This is a genomic window from Acinetobacter sp. CWB-B33 (assembly GCF_039655955.1).
In the GTDB taxonomy this organism is placed as follows: domain Bacteria; phylum Pseudomonadota; class Gammaproteobacteria; order Pseudomonadales; family Moraxellaceae; genus Acinetobacter; species Acinetobacter bouvetii.
On sequence record NZ_JAGFEU010000001.1, the window covers coordinates 854,674 to 875,650 of the forward strand.

17 protein-coding genes are annotated in these 20,977 nt (G+C 44.3%); 4 read left to right on the plus strand and 13 right to left on the minus strand.

Annotation, left to right across the window (positions count from 1 at the left end; genetic code table 11):
• Positions 1–21 precede the first annotated feature (21 nt).
• The 3 genes from JZ784_RS04040 (at position 22) to JZ784_RS04050 (ending at position 2,221) form a co-directional block, all read left to right on the plus strand.
• Positions 22–621, plus strand: a complete 600-nt coding sequence (locus JZ784_RS04040; RefSeq protein ID WP_346313898.1) for a YigZ family protein — start codon at positions 22–24, stop codon at positions 619–621.
• On the plus strand, positions 614–1,231 hold the full coding sequence (locus JZ784_RS04045) for an acyltransferase (protein WP_219189515.1): 618 nt from the start codon (positions 614–616) through the stop codon (positions 1,229–1,231). Before JZ784_RS04040 ends, JZ784_RS04045 begins: the two co-directional genes overlap by 8 nt.
• Before the next feature lie 147 nt (positions 1,232–1,378).
• Entirely contained in the window at positions 1,379–2,221 is an 843-nt protein-coding gene (locus JZ784_RS04050; RefSeq protein ID WP_005010451.1) for a universal stress protein, read from the plus strand.
• Positions 2,222–2,338: 117 nt separating this feature from the next.
• Here JZ784_RS04050 and JZ784_RS04055 read toward each other — a convergent pair whose 3' ends face one another.
• The 5 genes from JZ784_RS04055 to JZ784_RS04075 all read right to left on the minus strand — a co-directional run bounded on the left by JZ784_RS04055 (position 2,339) and on the right by JZ784_RS04075 (position 8,653).
• A complete protein-coding gene (locus JZ784_RS04055) occupies positions 2,339–3,004 on the minus strand; it encodes an O-methyltransferase (protein WP_005010447.1) in 666 nt (221 codons plus the stop codon).
• 133 nt (positions 3,005–3,137) lie between these two features.
• Positions 3,138–3,860 carry a D-Ala-D-Ala carboxypeptidase family metallohydrolase gene (locus JZ784_RS04060; protein ID WP_346313899.1) on the minus strand — a complete coding sequence of 241 codons (723 nt, stop codon included), beginning with the start codon at positions 3,858–3,860 and terminating at the stop codon, positions 3,138–3,140.
• 143 nt (positions 3,861–4,003) lie between these two features.
• Positions 4,004–4,327 carry a ferredoxin FdxA gene (gene fdxA, locus JZ784_RS04065; RefSeq protein WP_004651686.1) on the minus strand — a complete coding sequence of 108 codons (324 nt, stop codon included), beginning with the start codon at positions 4,325–4,327 and terminating at the stop codon, positions 4,004–4,006.
• Positions 4,328–4,523: 196 nt separating this feature from the next.
• Entirely contained in the window at positions 4,524–7,148 is a 2,625-nt protein-coding gene (gene mutS, locus JZ784_RS04070) for a DNA mismatch repair protein MutS (RefSeq protein ID WP_346313900.1), read from the minus strand.
• A gap of 290 nt (positions 7,149–7,438) precedes the next feature.
• On the minus strand, positions 7,439–8,653 hold the full coding sequence (locus tag JZ784_RS04075) for a GGDEF domain-containing protein (RefSeq protein WP_346313901.1): 1,215 nt from the start codon (positions 8,651–8,653) through the stop codon (positions 7,439–7,441).
• Between the two features lie 305 nt (positions 8,654–8,958).
• On the opposite strand from JZ784_RS04075, the gene JZ784_RS04080 reads away from it, so the two are divergent.
• Positions 8,959–9,705, plus strand: a complete 747-nt coding sequence (locus JZ784_RS04080) for an iron-containing redox enzyme family protein (protein WP_346313902.1) — start codon at positions 8,959–8,961, stop codon at positions 9,703–9,705.
• Between the two features lie 56 nt (positions 9,706–9,761).
• On the opposite strand, the gene JZ784_RS04085 is transcribed toward JZ784_RS04080, so the two are convergent.
• The 8 genes from JZ784_RS04085 to JZ784_RS04120 form a co-directional block, all read right to left on the minus strand.
• Entirely contained in the window at positions 9,762–11,765 is a 2,004-nt protein-coding gene (locus tag JZ784_RS04085; protein WP_131275959.1) for an alpha/beta fold hydrolase, read from the minus strand.
• 117 nt (positions 11,766–11,882) lie between these two features.
• Positions 11,883–12,794 carry a hypothetical protein gene (locus JZ784_RS04090; RefSeq protein WP_130144662.1) on the minus strand — a complete coding sequence of 304 codons (912 nt, stop codon included), beginning with the start codon at positions 12,792–12,794 and terminating at the stop codon, positions 11,883–11,885.
• A gap of 116 nt (positions 12,795–12,910) precedes the next feature.
• Positions 12,911–13,720 (minus strand): serine O-acetyltransferase, encoded by an 810-nt coding sequence (gene cysE, locus JZ784_RS04095; protein WP_346313903.1) that lies wholly within the window; start codon positions 13,718–13,720, stop codon positions 12,911–12,913.
• A complete protein-coding gene (locus tag JZ784_RS04100; protein ID WP_346313904.1) occupies positions 13,713–14,555 on the minus strand; it encodes an RNA methyltransferase in 843 nt (280 codons plus the stop codon). The genes cysE and JZ784_RS04100 overlap by 8 nt, the downstream gene beginning before the upstream one ends.
• 50 nt (positions 14,556–14,605) lie before the next feature.
• The gene (gene dnaE, locus JZ784_RS04105) at positions 14,606–18,178 is read right to left on the minus strand and encodes a DNA polymerase III subunit alpha (RefSeq protein ID WP_346313905.1); all 3,573 of its coding nucleotides are present in this window, start codon (positions 18,176–18,178) and stop codon (positions 14,606–14,608) included.
• Positions 18,179–18,307: 129 nt separating this feature from the next.
• Positions 18,308–18,934: a hypothetical protein gene (locus JZ784_RS04110; protein WP_005010424.1), complete on the minus strand. Its 627-nt coding sequence runs from the start codon at positions 18,932–18,934 to the stop codon at positions 18,308–18,310.
• A 256-nt stretch (positions 18,935–19,190) separates the two neighbouring features.
• Positions 19,191–19,886 (minus strand): methionine ABC transporter permease, encoded by a 696-nt coding sequence (locus JZ784_RS04115; protein ID WP_005010421.1) that lies wholly within the window; start codon positions 19,884–19,886, stop codon positions 19,191–19,193.
• Complete coding sequence (locus JZ784_RS04120; RefSeq protein ID WP_018572993.1) at positions 19,883–20,908, minus strand: ATP-binding cassette domain-containing protein; 1,026 nt, start codon at positions 20,906–20,908, stop codon at positions 19,883–19,885. The genes JZ784_RS04115 and JZ784_RS04120 overlap by 4 nt, the downstream gene beginning before the upstream one ends.
• Positions 20,909–20,977 lie beyond the last annotated feature (69 nt).

Genomic DNA, 20,977 nt, shown 5'->3' on the forward strand with positions numbered 1-20,977 from the left:
TTTTTGCTATTTTGAAGCCAGATGCCGTTTACGATTGCCCGCCCTGTCAGTTTTGAGGAAGACATTAAAAAGAGCCGTTTTTTGGCCATTGCTGCGCCTGTCGAAAATGAGCAGGCAGTCAAAGATTTTTTAGCAGAACATAAAGATTTCAGCACCACGCATCAGTGCTGGGCATGGAAAATTGGCCACAATGTCCGTTTCAATGATGACGGCGAACCTTCAGGTACTGCGGGGCGTCCAATTTTAGCAACCATAGAAGGCAATGAACTGACGAATGTTTTGGTGCTGGTGAACCGCTGGTATGGCGGCGTAAAGCTGGGCACAGGCGGTTTGGTGCGCGCGTATGGAGGTACAGCAGGGCAATGCCTGATGCTGGCGGAAAAAATCGAATTAATTGAAAAAAAGAGGGTCAGCTTTCAGTGCCAGTTTAATGAATGGGCCATTTTTCAATATGAGCTGACCCTCCATCAGATTGAATTTTCTGAAGAATATACTGCATCGGGTGTGGCGGTTCATGCGCTATTGCAGGTGCATCAAATTCAGCCGCTTGCTCTGAAGCTGCAGGATGTTACACGCGGCAGAGAACAGCTAAAAATTATTGAAGAGCCAGAAGATGACTGAACAAGATCCTTTATTGAAATACCGAGAACAGCATAAGCACCGCTTGAATTATATGCCTTGGCTGTATTGGAGTTTAAAGCCAAAAAATAAAGGGTGGGCAGAAGCATGGCAGCAAGAGTATCAAGCGTATTTGATGGCGATGGAAACTGTAGACATTGGCAAAAACTGTTTCATTTCTCCTTTGGCGCATATATTTGCCGAGCCAGGCCGTAAGATCACAATCGGCGATAATACTTTTATAGCCGCAGACTGTACGCTGCATGGTCCGCTGGAAATAGGAAATGAAGTTGCAATCAATCATCACTGCATTTTGGACGGCGGCCGTGCTGGAATCAAACTGCATGATCAAGTGCGCATCGCCGCTTACTGCCATTTATATGCTTTTGATCATGGCATGGATTTAGATCAGCCTGTGTACCAGCAGCCTGTGCGTTCACGCGGTATTGAAATAGGGCGGGATGTTTGGCTTGGCGCGCATGTCGGGGTAAAAGATGGCATACATATTGATGATCATGCGGTGATTGGCATGAACAGTATGGTGACTAAAAATGTCGAAAAAAAGGCCATCATTGGCGGCAATCCAGCGGCATTTATCCGCTACCGCGAATAGCATGTTTTATTGCGGGAAAGTTATGGTGCATAAAAGCTGAACTTGTAAAAGTACTTACATAAAATCCTGCCAAGATAATAAAAGTTGTGCTAAGTTAAAAACATGAAGCAACTTATAGCCCAGCTATCTTAGAAAGAGAGGCTAATTATGAAACGTGTAATCGCGTGTATTGACTCTTCACCATGCATTAATGCACTGGCAGAAGCCGCTGTATGGATTGCTAAAGAAACCCAGCGTGAACTCGTGCTGCTTCAAGTATTAGATTATTACCCGGCCAGTTATCATTTAGGTGAAATCAGCGGCGTAATCGGTTTTGAAAGCAATGCCATGCTGCTGAAAGAGTTAGCCGAATTAGAGCAGAAACAGAGTGAGCTAGCGCTGGATTACAGCAATAATCTGCTGAAGCATATTTCTGAAATGATTCAGGAAAAATATGGCGTAACCGCGTCGCATATTCAAGAAAAAGGCGATTTTTTAGAACAAAGTTTTAATGTGCTTCAGCCTGATGATATTGCCGTCATTGGGCGGGTGGGCGAGCGGTCTGCTGAACGCAACAAACCTATCGGCAGCAATGTTGAAAACTTTATCCGCGGCGCCAAATGCACCGTGATGACCGTCGGTTCAACTTTCAAGCCGCCGACACGTTTCATCTTTGCTTATGAATATTCACCTACCTGTGTCAGCCTGATGAAGCGGGTTGGGCAAAGTGACCTGTTAAAACTGCTGCAATGCCATTTGCTGTATGTAGGCGATCATCCGGAAATTTTAAATGAGCCAATGCAGTATTTGAAAAGTGAAGGCTTAGATGTCGTGACTGAATACCGCTATGGCGACGTCGCAGAAAATATACTGTTATATCAGCAAGAGCAGGGTATTCAGCTGATTGTACTGGGTGCATTCAGCCACAGTAAAATTCATCAATTTTTCTTAGGCAGTATTGCGACAACGATTTTCAGGAACTCAACTGTGCCATTGCTGGTGGTGAAATAAGTACAATTTTAAAAACAGAGTTATCCTCATATATTGTGGATAACTCTGTGGTAAGTATTTGTAAGCTTATGTTTTATTTGTAAAATATCGGTATGGGTGATTTTTGTGCTATTGCGCTTATTTTACGATTGCAATTGCAAAACCATCGTGTCCCTTGCTGCCGACGGTTTGCAATGCCGTGCAAGACAAAATACGCGGATGGTTTTGCATGGCTTTGAACATATCCCGAATGCCTTCGATGCTCGGCTTGTGATTTTCTGGATTTAGAATTTCGCCTGCGCGGATGACATTATCCAGCACAATAATTGTGCCTGAATGTGATAAATTTAAACTCAGTTCCAAATATTCAGGATAGCTTTGCTTATCCGCATCTACAAAAATAAAGTCAAAAGCCTCTGTATCTGCAGGCAATGCATGCAGCACATCTGCTGCGCGGCCGCATTTCAGTTCAATCGTTTGAGGCAGTTTGGCATTGTCTATATTTTCCTGACCTAAGGCAGCATGCGTATCGCGGCCTTCAATTGTTAAAATATAGCCATCTTCTGGCAACGCGCGCGCAAGCCACATTGTGCTGTACGCTGCAAAAGTTCCCAGTTCAAGCACACGTTTACATTGATTCATTTGAATCAGCATTTGCAAAAGCATGCCTTGATTTGGCGCGACGGCCAAATGATCTGGGAAACCGCGCTCTGCCGTATGTTTCAGTGTTTGAACTAAGATAGGATCTTCTGGAATTAAATGTGAATCAATATAAGCATCAATTTCAGTCCACATTTGCTGCATAGTGTTCGCGCCTCATTTTAGATGCATGCATTTTAAACCTTTCATCTGGAAGCGCAATTTTTTGCATCATATTTGCAGAATTTATCGGCAAAAAAAGGCCTCTAGTGAGGCCCTGAAATTTCAACGTAATGATTTAGTAATTACACATCGATGATTGTCTGGATAAATTTGGCCCCCAAGTGCGGAAACCTTGCGTATCAATATGAATTTGACCGCTGGCATACAGCCCTAAGCCCATGTTCAAACTAGGGCCGTGCTGTGTCCAGAACTGGCAAAGTTTGAATTTAGTATTTTCAATATAGGCATAATCTTCAGGTTGAGGATATTCAGGCCCGATGCGGAAATCGATTGCGGAATTGTATAGATGGCGTGAAGAGCTTGCGCCGCCAGCGCATTGGTTCATTGGCAAATCGCGGTAGACTGAGGTCACTTCAAAGTCGGTTAGTACTTTAGCTGCAACTAAGTATTTAAATACACGGAGCGTTGGAATTTGGTTGGCCCAAAGTTCTCGGTTAGGCACCATATATTGTGAACGGCCGCATTTTTGCCAATCACGGGCAGTACGCATAAGTTCAAAACTGGGGATAATATTGCCGACGCCATTTTTTTCTAAGAATACTTCATATTCGCGGACACGGCGCAAGTTGTCTGCTGCGGCAACCCATGCGTTATATGCATAAGGGATGACTTTAGGCGGAACTTGACGCTCAAGACTGATGCGTTCTTGCGGAATAAAAATGCGTTTACCGTCTGGTGTTGTAATTGTTTGACCTTTTTTGGGCGATGTACTGCAGCCTGCCAAAAAGACTAGAGGTATTGCTGTAACTGCCAGCAACGCCTTCATAAAATGCTTCATTATAAAAATCAATTATTTACACAATCGCTATATTTTAATCTAAAATGATTGAGAAAATTTGAATAAATTGCAATGAAATGTGTGCTTTCAGTATAAAAAAAGATCAGCTAAGGCTGATCTTTTTTATTTTGTAATTTCTGGAATTACTTTTCTAAATACTGCAGTTTATCTGCTTTGCCGTTCCATTCTTCACGGTCTGCAGGCTGGTCGCCAATTTGCGTGATGTTCGGCCATTTTTGTGAAAGTTCAGTATTCAGTTCAATGAAAACTTCTTGACCTTCAGGCAATTCATCTTCAGAGAAGATTGCATTTGCAGGGCATTCTGGCTCGCAAAGCGCGCAATCGATGCATTCGTCAGGATTAATTACAAGAAAGTTTGGGCCTTCATAGAAACAGTCTACAGGGCAAACTTCAACGCAATCTTGATATTTACATTTAATACAGTTTTCGGTGACAACAAAGGTCATGGCGACAGCTACCTAAAAATATGGTTCTAATAACTAATACTGTATTTTAGGCAAAAACATAGGCAACTAACAATTCCTTTTATTGATATTTGATATAGATACTGCTGTTAAATTTGATAAAAAACATCCATATTCATCAAAAATACTTATAAATGAAAAAGACTCTCAATTGAGAGCCTTCTTCGATGGATTTTTTTTAAAGATTGTCTTTCAGCATATACAGCTGCTGCAGCGCTTCACGCGGGCTGAGGCTGTCAATATCCAAAGCCTGCAGCAGATCTATCGCAGGAGAGGTTTTTTCAACTTCAATGATGCGTTCCACAACTTCAGGCACGCTGTTTTCAGCAAATAAGTCATTCTGCACGGCATGGTTTAAATGCAATTGCTGCTGCTTTTCCAGAATGCGCAAACGGTTTTGGGCTTCTTTAATGACATTGGCTGGAATTCCTGCCAGCTTGGCAACTTGCAAACCGTGACTTTGGCTTGCAGGTCCGTGCTGTACTTTGTGCAGTAAAATCAGATTGCCATTTAATTCTTTTGCAGTGACATGGTAATTGTCAATGCCGGACTCTTTCCCTAGTTCCGTCAGTTCAAAGTAATGCGTCGCAAAAAGGCATAAGCATTTAATGCGCTTGGTCAGATCAAGCACGCAGGCCCAAGCCAGCGATAAGCCGTCATAAGTGCTGGTTCCGCGCCCGACTTCATCCATCAGGACTAAAGATTGGCTGGTGGCATGATGCAGAATTTGCGATGTTTCGGTCATTTCCACCATAAAGGTTGATTTGCCTGTAGATAGATCATCTGCTGAACCGATACGGGTAAAGATGCGGTCAATTGGGCCTAATACCGCAGATTCTGCGGGTACATAACTGCCGCAATAGGCCAGCAGGGCAATTAAGGCAGTTTGGCGCATAAAGGTTGATTTACCGCCCATGTTAGGGCCTGTAATAATTGCCATGCGGCGGTTAAAGTCCAGGAACGTATCGTTTGGAGTAAAAGCCGTTTTACTGAGAGATTCAACTACTGGGTGGCGGCCTGCTTTAATTTTTACCCCGATTTCGGGGCTGAACTCAGGGCGTGTCCAGTGATGCAGGCGGGCTTGATGGGCAAAGTTAGCAATCATATCCACCTGAGCAATCGCGCTGCTCATCATCTGCAGATTGCCGATATCCTGCCGCAATTCATTCAGCAGCATTTCGAACAGCATTTTTTCACGCGCTAATGCACGGGATTCGCTGGATAAGACTTTGTCTTCAAATGCTTTGAGTTCAGGCGTAATATAGCGTTCTGCATTTTTTAATGTTTGACGGCGGATATACCGTTCCGGCGCTTGTTCGGCCTGGCCGCGGGTCAGTTCAATATAATAGCCGCTGACGCGGTTGTAGCCGATTTTAAGTGTATTGATGCCGGAAGCTTCGCGTTCTTTAATTTCTAAATCAATCAGGAATTGGCCTGCATGGTCGCGGATTTTACGCAATTCATCCAGCTCAGCGTCAAAACCTTCTGCAATGACATTTCCGTCACGCAGTAAAACTGGCGGATGTTCCACAATGGCAGCCATCAGGCGTTCATGCAGCCCATGAAAATCGCCAAGCTCATGATTTAATTCCGTCAGCAGTTCTGACTGCTGCATTTCAATAATCGGCTGCAATGCATGGCGCAAATAAGGGACTTGCGCGCAGGCTTGGCGCAGCTGAACCAGATCGCGCGGGCGCGCGCTGCCGAGCGCGACACGGCTCAGGACACGTTCAATGTCGCTGATTTCTTTTAAGACCAGACGGACTGGCGACTCGTGATAACCGTTGAGTAAAGCCTGAGCCGCATCCAATCGGCCATCTAAAACTGCTGTGTCACGCAATGGCTGCATTAAGGTTCTGCGCAGCAGGCGCCCGCCCATGGCGGTTTTGCAGTCATTCACCAGCTGGAATAATGAGGTGCCATGATCAAATAGCGGTTCTATCAGTTCTAAATTTCGGCGGGTTACAGGGTCAAGGGCGATAAAGTCAGAACTTTGTTCCAGCTGAATGCTGCGGATATGCGGCAATGCGGTTTTTTGCGTTTCTTTGCCATAATGAATTAAAGCCGCCGCGGCCGCTTTGGCTAAGGGTAAATGATCTATGCCGAAGCCGGATAAAGTGGAGACTGAAAATTGATCGCAGAGCGTTTTCTGCGCATTGTTTAAGTTGAAGTCTACATTGGGGCGCTTGGTAATAGGGCAGTCTAATTGCTGCTTAATATGCTCAATAATATTAGGATCAATAATATCTTCATCAATAATGATTTCACTGGGCATTAAACGTGACAGTTCAATTGCCAGCTGTTCAGTTTTGAATTCCTGCTGCTGAACTTTAAATAAGCCTGCGCTTAAATCCAGCAGGGCAATACCGATTTGATTTTGCTGCACGCACAATGCCACAAGATTTGAAGTTTGATGCGCAGTCAGCAGCGCATCATCGGTCAATGTGCCTGGCGTGATGATGCGCACTACACCGCGCTCTACAGGCGCTTTACCTGTAACTTCGCCAATTTGCTCACAGATGACAACGGTTTCGCCTTTTTTAACCAAACGGGCCAAATAACCTTCCGCAGCATGGTAAGGAACACCTGCCATAGGAATAGGTTCACCATATGCCTTGCCGCGGTGGGTCAATGTAATGCCCAGCAGTTTCGCGGCTTTATGCGCATCTTCAAAAAATAATTCGTAAAAGTCGCCCATGCGGTAGAACATCAGCGAATGCGGGTGCTGCATTTTTACCGACATGTATTGCTGCATCATTGGTGTAAGTGAGCTTAGATCAATGTTGGTTTTTTCTGCAGTCATTTGATAAAAATACCTTTTAAATTAAATAGATTCATACATGTTGATCAATTTTTACAGTCTTGATGTTTCAACGGCGCCAAAGATGCAGGCAAAACTGAAAATACAGTACTTTATAAGCAATCGCCATAATTGCGAAGCTTTGAGGTCAGGCCGCTTCATAAAATAAGGCCAGGTGATTTTAGCAAAAATACGGCAGGCAAAAAGGCCTTGAAGATTAGATGAATGTAAAAAGTACAATTCTGATGGTTCGGTTTTGAATCGGCGAATAGATTTCAAGTGATGCCGCGTATTCAAGCGACCGCATTTTTTGCCATAAAGTACTGATTGCGGCCATTAGATTTTGCCAAATACAATGCTTTATCTGCACTCTGAATAAAGGCGGATAGTTCATCATGCTCTTGCGGAATAATCGTGGCGGCGCCAATGCTGACCGTCACATAGGGCGAAATTGGACTGGCTGGATGGGGGAGTTCAAGATTGCAGATGCGTTCTAACAGTTTTGCCGCTATTTTTTCAATTTGCCGTTCATCTTGCATATGAAATAAGAGCAGGAATTCTTCCCCGCCGTAACGGGCCGCTAAATCAGTACTGCGGGAGGTTACACATTGAAGCTCTTGTGCAATTTTCTGCAGGCAAAAATCGCCGGCGATATGGCCCAAATGATCGTTATATTCTTTGAAACAGTCGATATCCACCATCAGAATACTGATCGGCATGTGATACCGCATAGCTGTATGCCATTGCTTATCCAGCACGGATGTCAAATGGCGGCGATTGGCAAGGCCTGTGAGTGAATCTAGTTGTGACAGCAATTCAAGCTGTTCAGACTGTTTATCCATTTCCAGTTTATTCAGCTCAATAATGCAATTTTGCAAATAATTTTCACGATGCTGGCGGTCAATTGCATAAGCGACGGACATGCCGAGGAAACTGCTGAACGTATAAGTCCTATTCAAAAAAGTCCAATCAATCGGGTAATTCAGAAATTTGGTCACGGCAATAGCGATCAATCCGCCCAGCCAGCCTGCAATTAATGCCGTATAAAAGCGGAGTCCTACAAAGCTGTAAATGATAATGACGGCGTACATCATTGAGGCATGCAAAAGGGCATCATTGTCATTATTAACACTGGTAATAATTAAAAAGGATATTGCAACAGCTGCGGCGCTGCCTACTCCTGCGTAGAGATCAAAGTACTGGTCAAATCTTCGGATAAAGGAAACGATCCATGCGGCAAAGATAATCAACCCAACCCAAGCGTATAGAGTTAACCATTGATGGACTTGCGCACTTTCAGAAATGTTTTGATAAATGCCATAACTTAAATAAATATATAATAAGAATATAATAGGGGCGCGGAAACGGAATTCTAAAGCAGCTTCATGCTGATATTGTTTTTTATATATAGGTTCAAGCTTTTTTGAAAAATGCACATAATTGAGCCCTCTTGAAATTAAGGCTTGAATTTCATTTCGGTTTAAAAGTTTTGAACCTTCTAACTTCATATGCTTTTGCCAAATTATCTTTTATATTTTAATGGTTTTAATCCCATTTTTGGAATTTTAACGATTTCATTTTTAGCCTACAGTTACTAGTTTTAACAAAAGAATTTATGCTCTACAAGTAGAAAATATGACTTTTTTTCTGTTACACAGATAAATTATGTGATTAATGAGACAATGGGGTTTAAGGTCTAATAAGTAATAGTGATTAATAGTTGAATGGCGATTAAAAAAAATCACTTGTTTCATTTATGAATTAAATTATGATCGAATGGCAGATGCATAAAAATTATTACATGGAGCAGTAAATGACGGCTTTACAGAAGCAAGTTGATTCAAGCCTCAAAATTAATCCGCATAATGCTTGGTCTCAACAGTTTTGGGATGACCTAACCCCATATAAAAATAGAATAAGTGAACATCCTTTTTTTGTGAATATGGCAAGCGGCCAGCTGACGGTTAAAAGCTTTCGCTATGCGCTGCTGCACTTCTATCCTTTAGTTGCCCATTTCCCATCCTTTATGGCGCTGGCGCTTGCAAAGGCAACTCATTTTTCTGAATCCGGGGTAGCGGAGACACGGGATTGGCTGATTCAAAATATTAAGGTTGAAGAACGGCATCTGAATTGGTACCGGGACTGGGCTGGCGGTTTTGGCATTGCGGTTGCTGAATTGGACAGTGTCAAGCCGTCAGCAGCGATGAACGCAGTCAATCATTTTCTTTGGAACATCAACACACGCGCCAGTTTATGCGAGAGCTTAGCGGCAACAAATCTTGCTATTGAATGGGCGACGGGTGACTGGAGCAGTAGGGTGTATAAGGGAATTCAAGCTTATACAGTTCATCCTGAGGTTTCCATCAATAAGCGTACAATTGCCTGGCTTAGAGCGCATGCGCATTATGATGATTTACATCCTTATGAAGCGATGGAGCTGATCAAGCGCTTGGCCGATGGAAGCCCGGCGCTTCAGCAGCGCGCTTTTAACGCCGCTAAGGAAGGTTTGGCCTATTATGAAATGGCGCTGGATGCCTGCTATAAGATTCATCTCGAATAAATGAATCCCAAAATTAAAAAAACCGGACAATGCGCCGGTTTTTTTACAGTACAAGCTTAAGGTTTATATAATCCTAATTCTACAAGATGCTGTCTTAAAATGCGGCGCAGTTCCAGCACTGCTTCAGGTGTTTCCTGAATGGAATGCCCGCCTTTTAAAATCTTTTCAGAAACTGCACCTTCTAAATGCGCGCTTTTATAGGGAACAACATCGTCAGTGATGATATTCAGATCATCACTTTTTGTCGCATTGCCAATAATTGAATGATATTTCATGCCTTTTTTGGGCATGATGTCTTCAGTTAAAGCAATGAATTTGGATTTATAGCTTAAATCACTTGGCCCATTTTGGATTAGGCCATGATCAATTTCTTTGAACAGGTCTTTAAGGTCTTCTTCTTGCGTGAGGACATCGGCCATAGCGGATAGAAATGCGCCAGGCAGCTTGATTATTTTACGGGCAGCTCTGGTAAACCAGCGGTCTGCAAATTCGGTTCCGCGGTGAGGTGCAGATAAGAAAATGGCGCGGCTGAAATTTGGGATGTCTTTCATGACCAAACGGTCTTTAACGACATTAACGTTTTTATACTGATTGATTTGGCGGGCATTCATCATTTTAAGCGCATTTTGCGTGACATCTGCATCGCTTACCAGCAGACGGGCAATAATGCCGCCCATGCTGTGTCCGATGAGTACCGCATCATTCTTAGCCGGCGCTTGATTGCTGACTTGGGCAAATGCTTGGGTTAAGACAGCATGAATTTGGAACCGGCTTTCAACAATCGGCATATTGGTTGAATAAAACACCTGCCAAACCTGAAAATGCTCGCGCAGTACAGGATCGCCCATTATATCATTGGTCAGGCGGATCCATGCTTCTGGACTGCTGGCCAATCCATGCACCAATACAATGATTTTCTTATTCGGATTATAGGGTTCCAGCATATACAGATGAGGCATGGTCAGCTGTTCATCACGGTCAATGAGTGACAAGTATGCAGATTTCCCTAAATTATTTTGTGCAAGCCAAAGGCCGTAGGGCGCTGAAAAGTTGGCAGCCAGCGGATATTGCTTATTGCCGATGGTTAATTTTTCAAATTTATAGGGGTCATAGGCCTTAATCTGGAAATTTGCCTGATTCAGAATATCTTCAACGGAAGCAGCAGAAGCCGGCTCTGCTGTTAAAGTTGCTGCCAAATAACGCGCTTGGTGAATATTGGGATTGATGCCGCTTGGATATTTGTATGACATCGGTGAAATAATATATTTGGCTTTGCCTGAAGCCTTTGGGATGTCATCAGGCAAAACGACTAAGAACTCTGAACCGAAACCATCACGGCGGGTGATCGAGCGCAAGCCGGAAAAGTTCAGATTATAGGTTGACATGAGCTGTTCAATCCTACGTTTTTTAAGCTCTGGATAGTTGTCAAAATCAATATTATAGATGCTTTGGCCAATCTTAATTTGACTGGTGACTTCAGTCGGCTTATAGCGTAAATAATACGTATTGACGAGTTTCGCAATACTTTGATTGTAGAAATCTCGAATTTGTACCTGTCTGTTGTCAAAAATGCGGTCTTGCGGCCCGCGTTTTGTTTTAAACATGTAGGCGTAGCTGTAGCGAATGCTTTTGTCCAGCATGTACAGCTGCTGGTTTAAACATTTTTCATATGAAACTTGCTGCGCTTGCTGACGTTCCTGAGATACATGCTTGGTTAACAGGCTGATTTTGCATTCAGCTGAGTTTTCAAGTTCTATAGCCTTCGCCAGATAGAGTTCACTTGCGGTCGACAGCAGCTGTTCATCGATAATCTGGGGGATTTGCTTGATTTCATCAACGCAGCTTTCCGGAGATTCTGTGCAGATTTTTGCTTCGCGCCCAGTCATGGACAGGACATTCAAACTGGCTTCACTGAGTTTATTGCGTGAAAGAATGCTGTCGCGCTCATTGGCAATCGTAACATTTAAAGCCTGGTTTTTTACGCTGACGACTTGGCAACCGCTAAGCAGCAGTGTGCTCAGTAATCCCATAAGCAGTAATTTATTGATTTTATGCTGCATGCTGTGTTCACGAAGTTTCAAATTTTCAATGCTTAAATCATACGGCAATCCTGAGGATTTTCAATTCGCTTAAAATAAAAAATAGGCCAGTAAATGGCCTATTTTTTATTTGCAGGATTAAGATGCTTTAGGCGGGTTTAAAACCTGCCATACATTCCAGCGGCCTTGCTTTTCAATTTCTTGAATTAAGCGGTCAGCAACTTCACCTTCTTGCGGATATTTTACTTTATAGTTTTTGAGCACATTGACGGCGCTTTTCTTTTGCTCCATCGCGATGTAGTTATTGGCTGCGGAAAGGTAAGCTTCCTGTACGCCAGCTTTCATTGCTTTGTCTAAATAAGGAATCGCTTCACGCTGACCGCCGCCTTCAGATAAGCCAAAACCGAACCAGAAGTTAGCCTCAGCATCATCTTGGTTAATTTTCAAAATGCGCTGCGCATAAGTTAAAGATTTGGTGGTGTATACCGAACCCAAGTCTAAGTTGCGCGCCATAACGCTGGCTTTAAATGCGCGGATTAAAATATCAAAAGATGCATTGTCTTTAGATGCCAAAGTATCCAGCTGCTGAGTTGTTTCTTTCAGTTTAGCCTCAAACCCTTTGCGCTCATTGCGCTGTACAAAACGTGGCGGATAGTGGCGCGCTTTGCCTTCGACCAATTGCAGAAAGTCATCTATTTCAGTGATATCAATTTCGTTGTCGCCGGCCAGCACCGCATATTTCATCGAGCGGACTTTGCTGTTCACAGTCGGAATGATGAGGCGGTTAACATCCAAAGTCATTTTTTTAGATGGATCGCTGGCTAAATTCACTTCCATTTTAGTTACAGGCTGTGCCGCGGCTTTTTGCAGATCCATTTCGAATGGAGGCGGCGCATCGTAATTAAATGGGTTTAATGCGTAGAATGGCGGTGTTAATTCAGGCTCTGCAAAGATCATTGCGCCTTCAGGATTTTTATTTTTGGTTGGCGCGCTTCCGCATGCAGCAAGAGTTAAAGCGACTAAGGCAACGGCCAAGGGCTTAAGCGTCATAATGATCTTCCATTTAATTTATTTTAAAAACTTTCAAGCATGTTGGTCAGTCTAAAAAAACTCTGATCAACATGCAAGTCAGTTACTAAGCACTTGAGTGTTATTCAACAGCAGCATTAAGCTTTTGATTGGCTGCTCTGCGCTTCACATTCACGTTTCGCCTCTTCAATGATTTTCAATTCTTCATCACTGAATGGCTGTTCATTCAACTGCTGTTTTTTAAAGGTTGGATCGAGCAGAGACAAGCGCTGACACAAGGTGTTCATGCGCTTTTCATTCAGCTGAATGCGGTCAAGCAAAACACGCATGCCGTCCAGAATAGGATCAGACTGATCTTGAGTTGCCCCATAAGCTTGAAAGCCTATGCTTTCTGCATAATCACGGCGGTGATTTTCTTCATCATCTTTTGGTTTGTTTTTGGTAATGAAGCGCGCAGGATTGCCGACTGCGGTTGTTTCTGGCGGCACTTCTTTGGTCACAACGGCATTAGAACCGACTTTGGCATTTTTGCCTACGGTAAAAGGGCCTAAGATTTTAGCGCCTGCACCAACCACTACACCGTCTTCCAATGTCGGATGGCGCTTGCCTTTATTCCATGTGGTGCCGCCAAGGGTGACGCCATGATACAGGGTGACATCATCGCCAATTTCTGCGGTTTCGCCAATCACGACACCCATGCCATGATCGATGAAAAAACGGCGGCCGATTTTCGCGCCCGGGTGAATTTCAATGCCAGTTGCAAAACGGCTGAAAGAAGATAAGAGGCGAGCTGAGCCTTTACAGTCTTTAGTCCACAATTCATGCGCAACGCGATGCATGATCAGGGCATGAATGCCCGGATAGGTGGTTAAAACTTCCAGTGTGTTTCGTGCTGCAGGATCGCGCGCGAAGACAGCTTGGATATCTTCTTTGAGCTGTTTAAGCATTAGATTGATCCTCTTTATCCTTCGATTTTTTCCATGTGCCGTTATTCAGGGCTTGTACTCGGGTAAATATACCGCGAAGCAAATGATATTCCATACGATCTAATTGTATACGTCCAAATAGGCGACGCAAGCGCAAAGGCAATAATCTTGGATTTTTAGGATCCATAAATTCAATCTCTGCCAGCATTTTTTCCAAATGCGGGTAAAATTGTTCCATCTGTTCGTGAGTCACTAAAGGTTCATCCCACTGCATATCCACATGATCTGTCACATGCATTTGAGCTTCAGGATCTGCTGCATGTTCAACAAACTGCATGGCCGCCATGCGCATTTCATAGCAAATGACTTGAATGGCTTGCGCAACATTTAGAACGCCATAGTCGCTGTTTACCGGAATAGTGACGTGATAATTGGCCATCGCCAATTCTTCATTGGTCAGACCCCGGTCTTCACGGCCAAAAATAACGGCAACTTCCTGCTGCTTTTCAGAAACCGCTTTCAGCGACATTTCTGCAGCGGGGCGCGCATCCAGTAAAGGCCATGGGATAGTGCGGGTGCGCGCGCTGGTGCCAAAGACAATATGGCAGTCTTTAATGGCATCTTCTAAGCTTTCGACAATTTCAATCTGTTCGATTAAATCGGCTGCGCCTGCTGCAAGCGCGTCAATATCTGGATGCGGATAGGTTTTAGGTGCAACCAGCACTAATTTGCATAGCCCCATGGTTTTCATGGCTCTTAATGCACTGCCAATGTTTGCCGGCAGAGTGGTATTGACCATAACAATACGCACGTGGGAGAGATGCGCTGAAACAGCAGCATTGTCAATTTGACTCATCATTGTTCCAAATTTAAATATTTAAAAGTTATCTAATCAAGCGTGCTTTATCACGAGTATTGATTTGCGGTTTCAGCCTGATACATATCCATCGCGTCGTCCATGCTCATATCGGCTGGCGGCGGCGGCACATTTGCTGGCTGCGCCTGTTCGTAGCTGACTGCTTTGGCCGCTTTGGATTTTACCTGATATTCAATATGCAGCGCTTCTTTGCCAAAGTAGTCACGCAGCTTGCTTAAGGCTTCATCCAGCGGGGCGATATTCCAATTGGCGCCGCAATGCAGTTCTGCGGAAGCATAGTCAAAATCCAGTTTAAGCTGAATAGGAATATGGCTGCACATATCGACATTGCAGTAAGGCGCAATCATTTTTTGAAGATCTTGCGCTAAGGTTTTCGTGATGTGTTCTGAATCAAGGGTGATTTGAATGCTGTTGGCGCGTTTTTGACGGATTTCATTCAGGCTGAATGCTTTGCTTAAGCGGCCCATTGGACGGTCAAAGCCTTCACGCTCATAAATTTCACCTTCGATCACCACCACTTTTTCTGTCTGAATGATGTCTTTAAAACGCTGGAAGCGTTCATGATTGGCGGAAACTTCAATACGCGCCGTACCGTCATCCAGTGTGACCATCATGCGGTTCGGGAAGTTAGCGACATCGACCACGAGTCCAGCAAATACAGTGGTTACACCGCGGCGGGTCGGCGTTAATTCATTGATGCGCTGTGAAATGAATGATTTCAGTTCTGGGCGGTATACGTCTATCGGATGGCCTGTTAAATACAGGCCTAGCGTATCTTTCTCACCTTTCAGGCGGACTTCATCAGACCAAGGCTTCACAGGTTTGGCTGGTTTGCGCTGCACTTCTTCCACTTCGCCAAACAAGTCCATGATGCCTGTTTCACGGTTGCTGCGCGCTTGTTCCGCTGCTTGCACGGCTTCAGGCAGCTGCACCATGAGGCTCGAGCGTTCAATGCCTAAGCAGTCCAATGCGCCGGCACGGATTAAGGCTTCCAAAGTACGCTTATTGATTTTCTTTAAATCAATACGATGACAGAAGTCGAATAAATCACGGAAAGGGCCTTCTTGAATACGAGAGTCAATTACAGACTGCATGGCCGCTTCGCCCACACCTTTAATCGCGCCTAAACCATAGACAATGGTTTTTGGATCGCTGGCATGGAAATTATACAGTGACATATTCACTGAAGGCGGCAGAACTTCCAGACCATTGCTGCGGCAGTCGTCAATAATGAAGACCACGTTGTCGGTGTTCTGCATTTCCGATGTCATCACTGCAGACATAAATTCGGCAGGATAGTGCGCTTTCAGCCAAGCGGTCTGATATGCAACAAGGGCATAGGCAGCAGCATGCGATTTGTTGAAGCCGTAGCCCGCAAATTTTTCCATATAGTCAAAGATATGGTTGGCCGTATCGGCATCAATATCTTTTTTGGCAGCGCCTTCAATGAAGGTTTGGCGCTGCTTGACCATTTCCTCGACTTTCTTTTTACCCATGGCGCGGCGCAGCAAATCCGCACCGCCCAGTGTATAGCCCGCACAGAACTGCGCAGCCTGCATGACCTGTTCCTGATATACCATAATGCCGTAAGTTGGCTCGAGTACTTTTTCCAGCAATGGATGCAGGTATTCAAATTCTCCGCCGTGCATACGGAAGATAAAGTCTGGAATCAGATCCATTGGACCCGGACGGTACAAGGATACAAAGGCGATAATTTCTTCGAATTTGCTTGGACGCGCCTCTTTCAGCATTTTTTTCATGCCGACGGATTCAAACTGGAATACTGCAGTCGTATTCGCTTTGGCAAATACGTCGTAAGCGATTGGATCATCCAGTGGAATATAGGAAATATCGACAGGCTCTGTAACATCTGGCCGCGCATTAATATGCTTAATCGCATCTTCAATCACGGTTAAGTTACGCAGGCCCAAGAAGTCGAACTTCACCAGTCCAGCTGCTTCTACGTCATCTTTATCGAACTGGGCAACGCGGGCGGTGCCATCGGCATCACACATGACCGCTGAATAGTCAGTGAGTTTTGTAGGCGCAATCACTACACCGCCGGCATGCTTACCGGTATTTCGGGTAATGCCTTCAAGTTTCAGCGCCATTTCCCAGATTTCAGATGCGTCATCGTAGTCTGGGTTGGAGGGGTTAGTGACGACATCTTTCAGCTGCGGTTCGGCTTCAATTGATTCTTCCAGCGTCAAACCTAAGGGTTTGGTCGGGATCATTTTAGACACACGGTCTGCTAGGCCATACGATTTGCCTAATACCCGCGCTACGTCACGAATTGCGCCTTTGGCCGCCATGGTACCAAATGTCGCAATCTGCGACACAGCTTCACGGCCATAGGTGCGGGCGACATAGTCAATCACGCGGTCACGCCCTGCAATACAGAAATCGACGTCAAAGTCGGGCATGGAGACACGTTCGGGGTTCAAGAAGCGTTCGAAGAGCAGATCGTAACGCAGCGGATCCAAATCGGTAATTTTTAAACTGTATGCAACCAGTGAGCCTGCACCTGAACCGCGGCCGGGGCCAACGGGCACGCCATTGCCTTTAGACCACTGAATGAAGTCCATAACGATCAGGAAGTAGCCGGGGAAGCCCATTTGCAAAATAATTTTGATTTCGAAATCAAGGCGTTCATCATAAGGCTTGCGGATTTCTGGCCAATCGTCCCCGCGTTTACTGACGGGATATAGAAAATCGAGGCGCTCTTCCAGACCGACTTGACATAAATGTTCAAAGTAGGTGTCGATGGTGTGGCCGTCAGGAATTGGATAATCCGGCAAATCGTTAAAGCCGAGGCGCAGTGAAACGTTGCAGCGCTGTGCAATGTAATAGGTGTTTTCAATCGCGCTTGGAATGTCTGCAAACAGTTCAGTCATTTGCTCGCCAGTTTTGAAATACTGCTCTGGGCTGTAGTTTTTCGGACGGCGGTCATCACCCAGCACATAACCGTCTGCAATACAGACGCGGGCTTCATGCGCTTCATAGTCTTCAGCCGTGACAAAGTGCACATCATTATGCGCAACAACGCCAATGCCGTATTTTTTGGCCAGCTTCACCGCTTCTTGAATAAAGTCTTCTTCACCCGGACGGTTGGTTCGGGTCAGCGCTAAGTAAACACGGTTGCCGAATTTTTCGATCCATTCCTGCAGCAGCGGTTCGGCTTTTTGAGGGTTGGAGGTGAGCAGCATTTTGCCGACGTCACTGTGCTGACCCAGCAAAACAATCAGGTCTTCGTGCTGATTTAAAATCCATTCTTTTTGAATGCAGGGGATATCCAGCTGCTGCCCGCTGATATAGCCTTCAGAGACAATTTCTGTCAGGCTGCGCCAGCCTTTTTTGGTCATTGCCAGCAAGGTTGCGCGGTGTTCTGCGTCATTCAGGCGGATGGTCGAACCAAAGATCGGCTTAATGCCTTTATCTAAGCTTTTTTTATAAAATTTAACGGCGGCATGCAGGTTCGAGAGGTCAGTAATGGCCAAAGCAGGCATTTCATCTGCAGCTGCAGCTTTTACAAGATCAGGTATGCGTACAATAGATTCTGTGATGGAAAATTCTGTATAAATACCAAGATGTACAAAGTGCATAGATGAGTCCCTGCGAAAACAGCTGAACATTTTAGCATGCTCTGCGATTAATCTTGCGTTTATTGAACGGGATTGGTGAAGTTTTATCTGTTCGCTGCAGGTTCAATAAACGCGCTGGACTGGCCGGTGTTAGCAAGCAATGCCTTGGTTAATCAAGAATTTCACCAGTTTGCCATTTTTGAATGTGAATGCTAAGTTTCCAATGTAGGGTAAATCATAGTCTTCTGGTGTTTTTAAAGCGGATTTAAGAACTGAAGGCGGGAGCAGAATCACATAAGCCGGGAGATTGTTTTCTGCCAATTTTGCACTCTTCGGAAAATCCTTTTTAAATTGCTGAAAGCTGTATTGCGCTGTTATGGTTTTTTGACCGATTTGAATTTTGTCGGTGATTTTATTGGCCTGATCCCATTCCAGCCAAATATTCCCTTTGGTTTGTCCGAGCTGGGAAAATGAGTTTTTATTTTTATAAAATTGGTCATTTTTGACCTGAGGATTATCCTCAGAAAAAATTTCAAATTTTAAATATTTTTCTTTTGTTTGGGCTGAGAATTCAGTATTGCCAGTACATTCTGAATATTCATATTTTAACTGAGTTGGGGTTTTATTCAGCAGGGCATTTGCCTGAGAAGCGGGGACAGGCGATGCCAGTTCAATGCCATTTACTTTTATGCTGCTGATGTGGTCATATGGAGCGATAGATGCTTGCGCGCTATGGCTGATCAAAATAAAAGGGATTAAAGCCAAAGAATATTTCATTACATGAACCTGTTGTTATCTATGAATTGCTGGAATTATAAATGCCCATCAATGGGGCTATGGCTGTAGATTGTATATGATCAAGAAAGGGCTGATTGGACAAAAATACTCAATCAATTCACTTTAAGCTTATGCCTGCTGAATACACATGAGCAATCGCCTTATTTGTATGGGCTGACAGATTTGAAGGGCCTTAAATCTCGAACAATAAAAAGCCCTCCGAAGAGGGCTTTAAAATAAATGCGGTGTTAAAAACTTAACGCAATTTTGACAGCCAATCACCTAAGCTTTGCACCAGCTGCACTAAGATCAGCAGAACAATAACAGTTAAAATAACCACACTGGTGTCAAAACGCTGATAGCCATAAGAAATGGCTAAGTCACCGATACCGCCAGCACCGACGGCGCCAGCCATTGCAGTTGCGCCAATCAAGCTGATGGTGGCTGTAGTGAGGTTTAAAATCAGTGAGCTGCGCGATTCAGGCAAAACAAAATTGAAAATAATCTGCCAAGGCGAAGCGCCCATCGCTTGGGCAGATTCAATAATGCCTTCGTTGACTTCCAGCAGGGAAGTTTCAATGAGGCGGCCAATATACGGGCCAACATAAATGGTTAAAGGTACAATCGCAGCCCATGTGCCAATTGATGTGCCTACCAGAACTTTAGTTAAAGGAATCACAGCAATCAGCAGAATGATAAACGGCAACGAACGCAAAGCATTTACAATCGGGTTGAGGCCATGATAAATCACGCGGTTGGGCAGAATGCCGGCCGGGCGGCTGACAAACAGAATGATGGCCTGAATAAAGCCCCAGATGCAGCCAAACAGCATGGCAAAAAACACCATGTGAAAGGTTTCCTGCAGCGCGGTCACAAACTGATCTATAGACAGTGAGCTTTTCCAAAATGGGGCAGTGACTTCAGTCAGCCATTGGACAATCCATTCTCTCATGCTTGAACTCCTGACTGACTCACTTCTACACCGCTATTTTCCAGGAATGCGACTGCCTGCTGAATAGCTTCAGCATCACCCAGCAGCTGAATGAACATTTGCCCAATCACCGAACCGTTAATTTCAGTCATGTTGGCAAATAAAATATTCAGGCTGATGTCAAAAGTCTTAATCACCGCTTGAATGACCGTTTCCTGAGCGGAACTGCCTAGGAATTTTAAGCAGTAAATGCTGTTATGATTTTGATTTTCCAAATTATTCAAAATGTTTACAGGCAGCTGCTGCTGAAGTACTGTTTGAATAAAAGTTTTAGTGGTTGAATGCTGCGGCTGACTGAAAATGTCCAATGTAGAGCCGGTTTCAATCACTTTGCCTTGTTCCATCACAGTCACATAATCGCAAACGGATTCAATGACATCCATTTCATGCGTTACCATGACAATGGTAATGCCTTGTTCTTCATTAATTTTCTTTAATAAAGCCAAAACAGACTTGGTGGTTTGCGGATCAAGCGCCGAAGTTGCTTCATCGCACAGCAAAATTTTAGGATGATTCGCCAATGCGCGGGCAATGCCGACACGCTGCTTTTGACCGCCAGACAATTCATCTGGAAACGCATCTTTTTTATGCTTTAAATCAATAAATTCTAAAAGTTCATCTAAACGCTTTGAACGTTCGGCTTTGGAAACACCCAGCAGCTTTAACGGCATTTCAATGTTCTCTGCAACTGTTTTGGTTTGCAGTAAATTAAAATGCTGGAAAATCATCCCGATATTTGTACGCTCCTGACGCAATTCAGCAGCATTCAACGCCGTGAAATCTTTATCATTGATAATGATTTGACCTTCGCTCGGGCGTTCAAGCAGATTGATCAGGCGGATAAGGGTGCTTTTTCCCGCACCGCTGTAGCCGATAATGCCAAATATGCAGCCGGCCGGGATCTCTAGATTGATTTGATCCAGCGCCGTAACAGTTTGGCCTTTCAGCTCAAAATGCTTTGAAATATTTTTAAATTGAATCATATCGTCAGAAGCTATAGATAAAAGAAAAACAGGCAAATTGAATTTGCCTGTTTAGTTATGCAGAGTATA

Coding starts and splice junctions, on each gene's coding strand:
- JZ784_RS04040 (WP_346313898.1), top strand. CDS start 22: ATGCCGTTTACGATTGCCCGCCCTGTCAGTTTTGAGGAAGACATTAAA.
- JZ784_RS04045 (WP_219189515.1), top strand. CDS start 614: ATGACTGAACAAGATCCTTTATTGAAATACCGAGAACAGCATAAGCAC.
- JZ784_RS04050 (WP_005010451.1), top strand. CDS start 1,379: ATGAAACGTGTAATCGCGTGTATTGACTCTTCACCATGCATTAATGCA.
- JZ784_RS04055 (WP_005010447.1), bottom strand. CDS start 3,004: ATGCAGCAAATGTGGACTGAAATTGATGCTTATATTGATTCACATTTA.
- JZ784_RS04060 (WP_346313899.1), bottom strand. CDS start 3,860: ATGAAGCATTTTATGAAGGCGTTGCTGGCAGTTACAGCAATACCTCTA.
- fdxA (WP_004651686.1), bottom strand. CDS start 4,327: ATGACCTTTGTTGTCACCGAAAACTGTATTAAATGTAAATATCAAGAT.
- mutS (WP_346313900.1), bottom strand. CDS start 7,148: ATGACTGCAGAAAAAACCAACATTGATCTAAGCTCACTTACACCAATG.
- JZ784_RS04075 (WP_346313901.1), bottom strand. CDS start 8,653: ATGAAGTTAGAAGGTTCAAAACTTTTAAACCGAAATGAAATTCAAGCC.
- JZ784_RS04080 (WP_346313902.1), top strand. CDS start 8,959: ATGACGGCTTTACAGAAGCAAGTTGATTCAAGCCTCAAAATTAATCCG.
- JZ784_RS04085 (WP_131275959.1), bottom strand. CDS start 11,765: ATGCAGCATAAAATCAATAAATTACTGCTTATGGGATTACTGAGCACA.
- JZ784_RS04090 (WP_130144662.1), bottom strand. CDS start 12,794: ATGACGCTTAAGCCCTTGGCCGTTGCCTTAGTCGCTTTAACTCTTGCT.
- cysE (WP_346313903.1), bottom strand. CDS start 13,720: ATGCTTAAACAGCTCAAAGAAGATATCCAAGCTGTCTTCGCGCGCGAT.
- JZ784_RS04100 (WP_346313904.1), bottom strand. CDS start 14,555: ATGAGTCAAATTGACAATGCTGCTGTTTCAGCGCATCTCTCCCACGTG.
- dnaE (WP_346313905.1), bottom strand. CDS start 18,178: ATGCACTTTGTACATCTTGGTATTTATACAGAATTTTCCATCACAGAA.
- JZ784_RS04110 (WP_005010424.1), bottom strand. CDS start 18,934: ATGAAATATTCTTTGGCTTTAATCCCTTTTATTTTGATCAGCCATAGC.
- JZ784_RS04115 (WP_005010421.1), bottom strand. CDS start 19,886: ATGAGAGAATGGATTGTCCAATGGCTGACTGAAGTCACTGCCCCATTT.
- JZ784_RS04120 (WP_018572993.1), bottom strand. CDS start 20,908: ATGATTCAATTTAAAAATATTTCAAAGCATTTTGAGCTGAAAGGCCAA.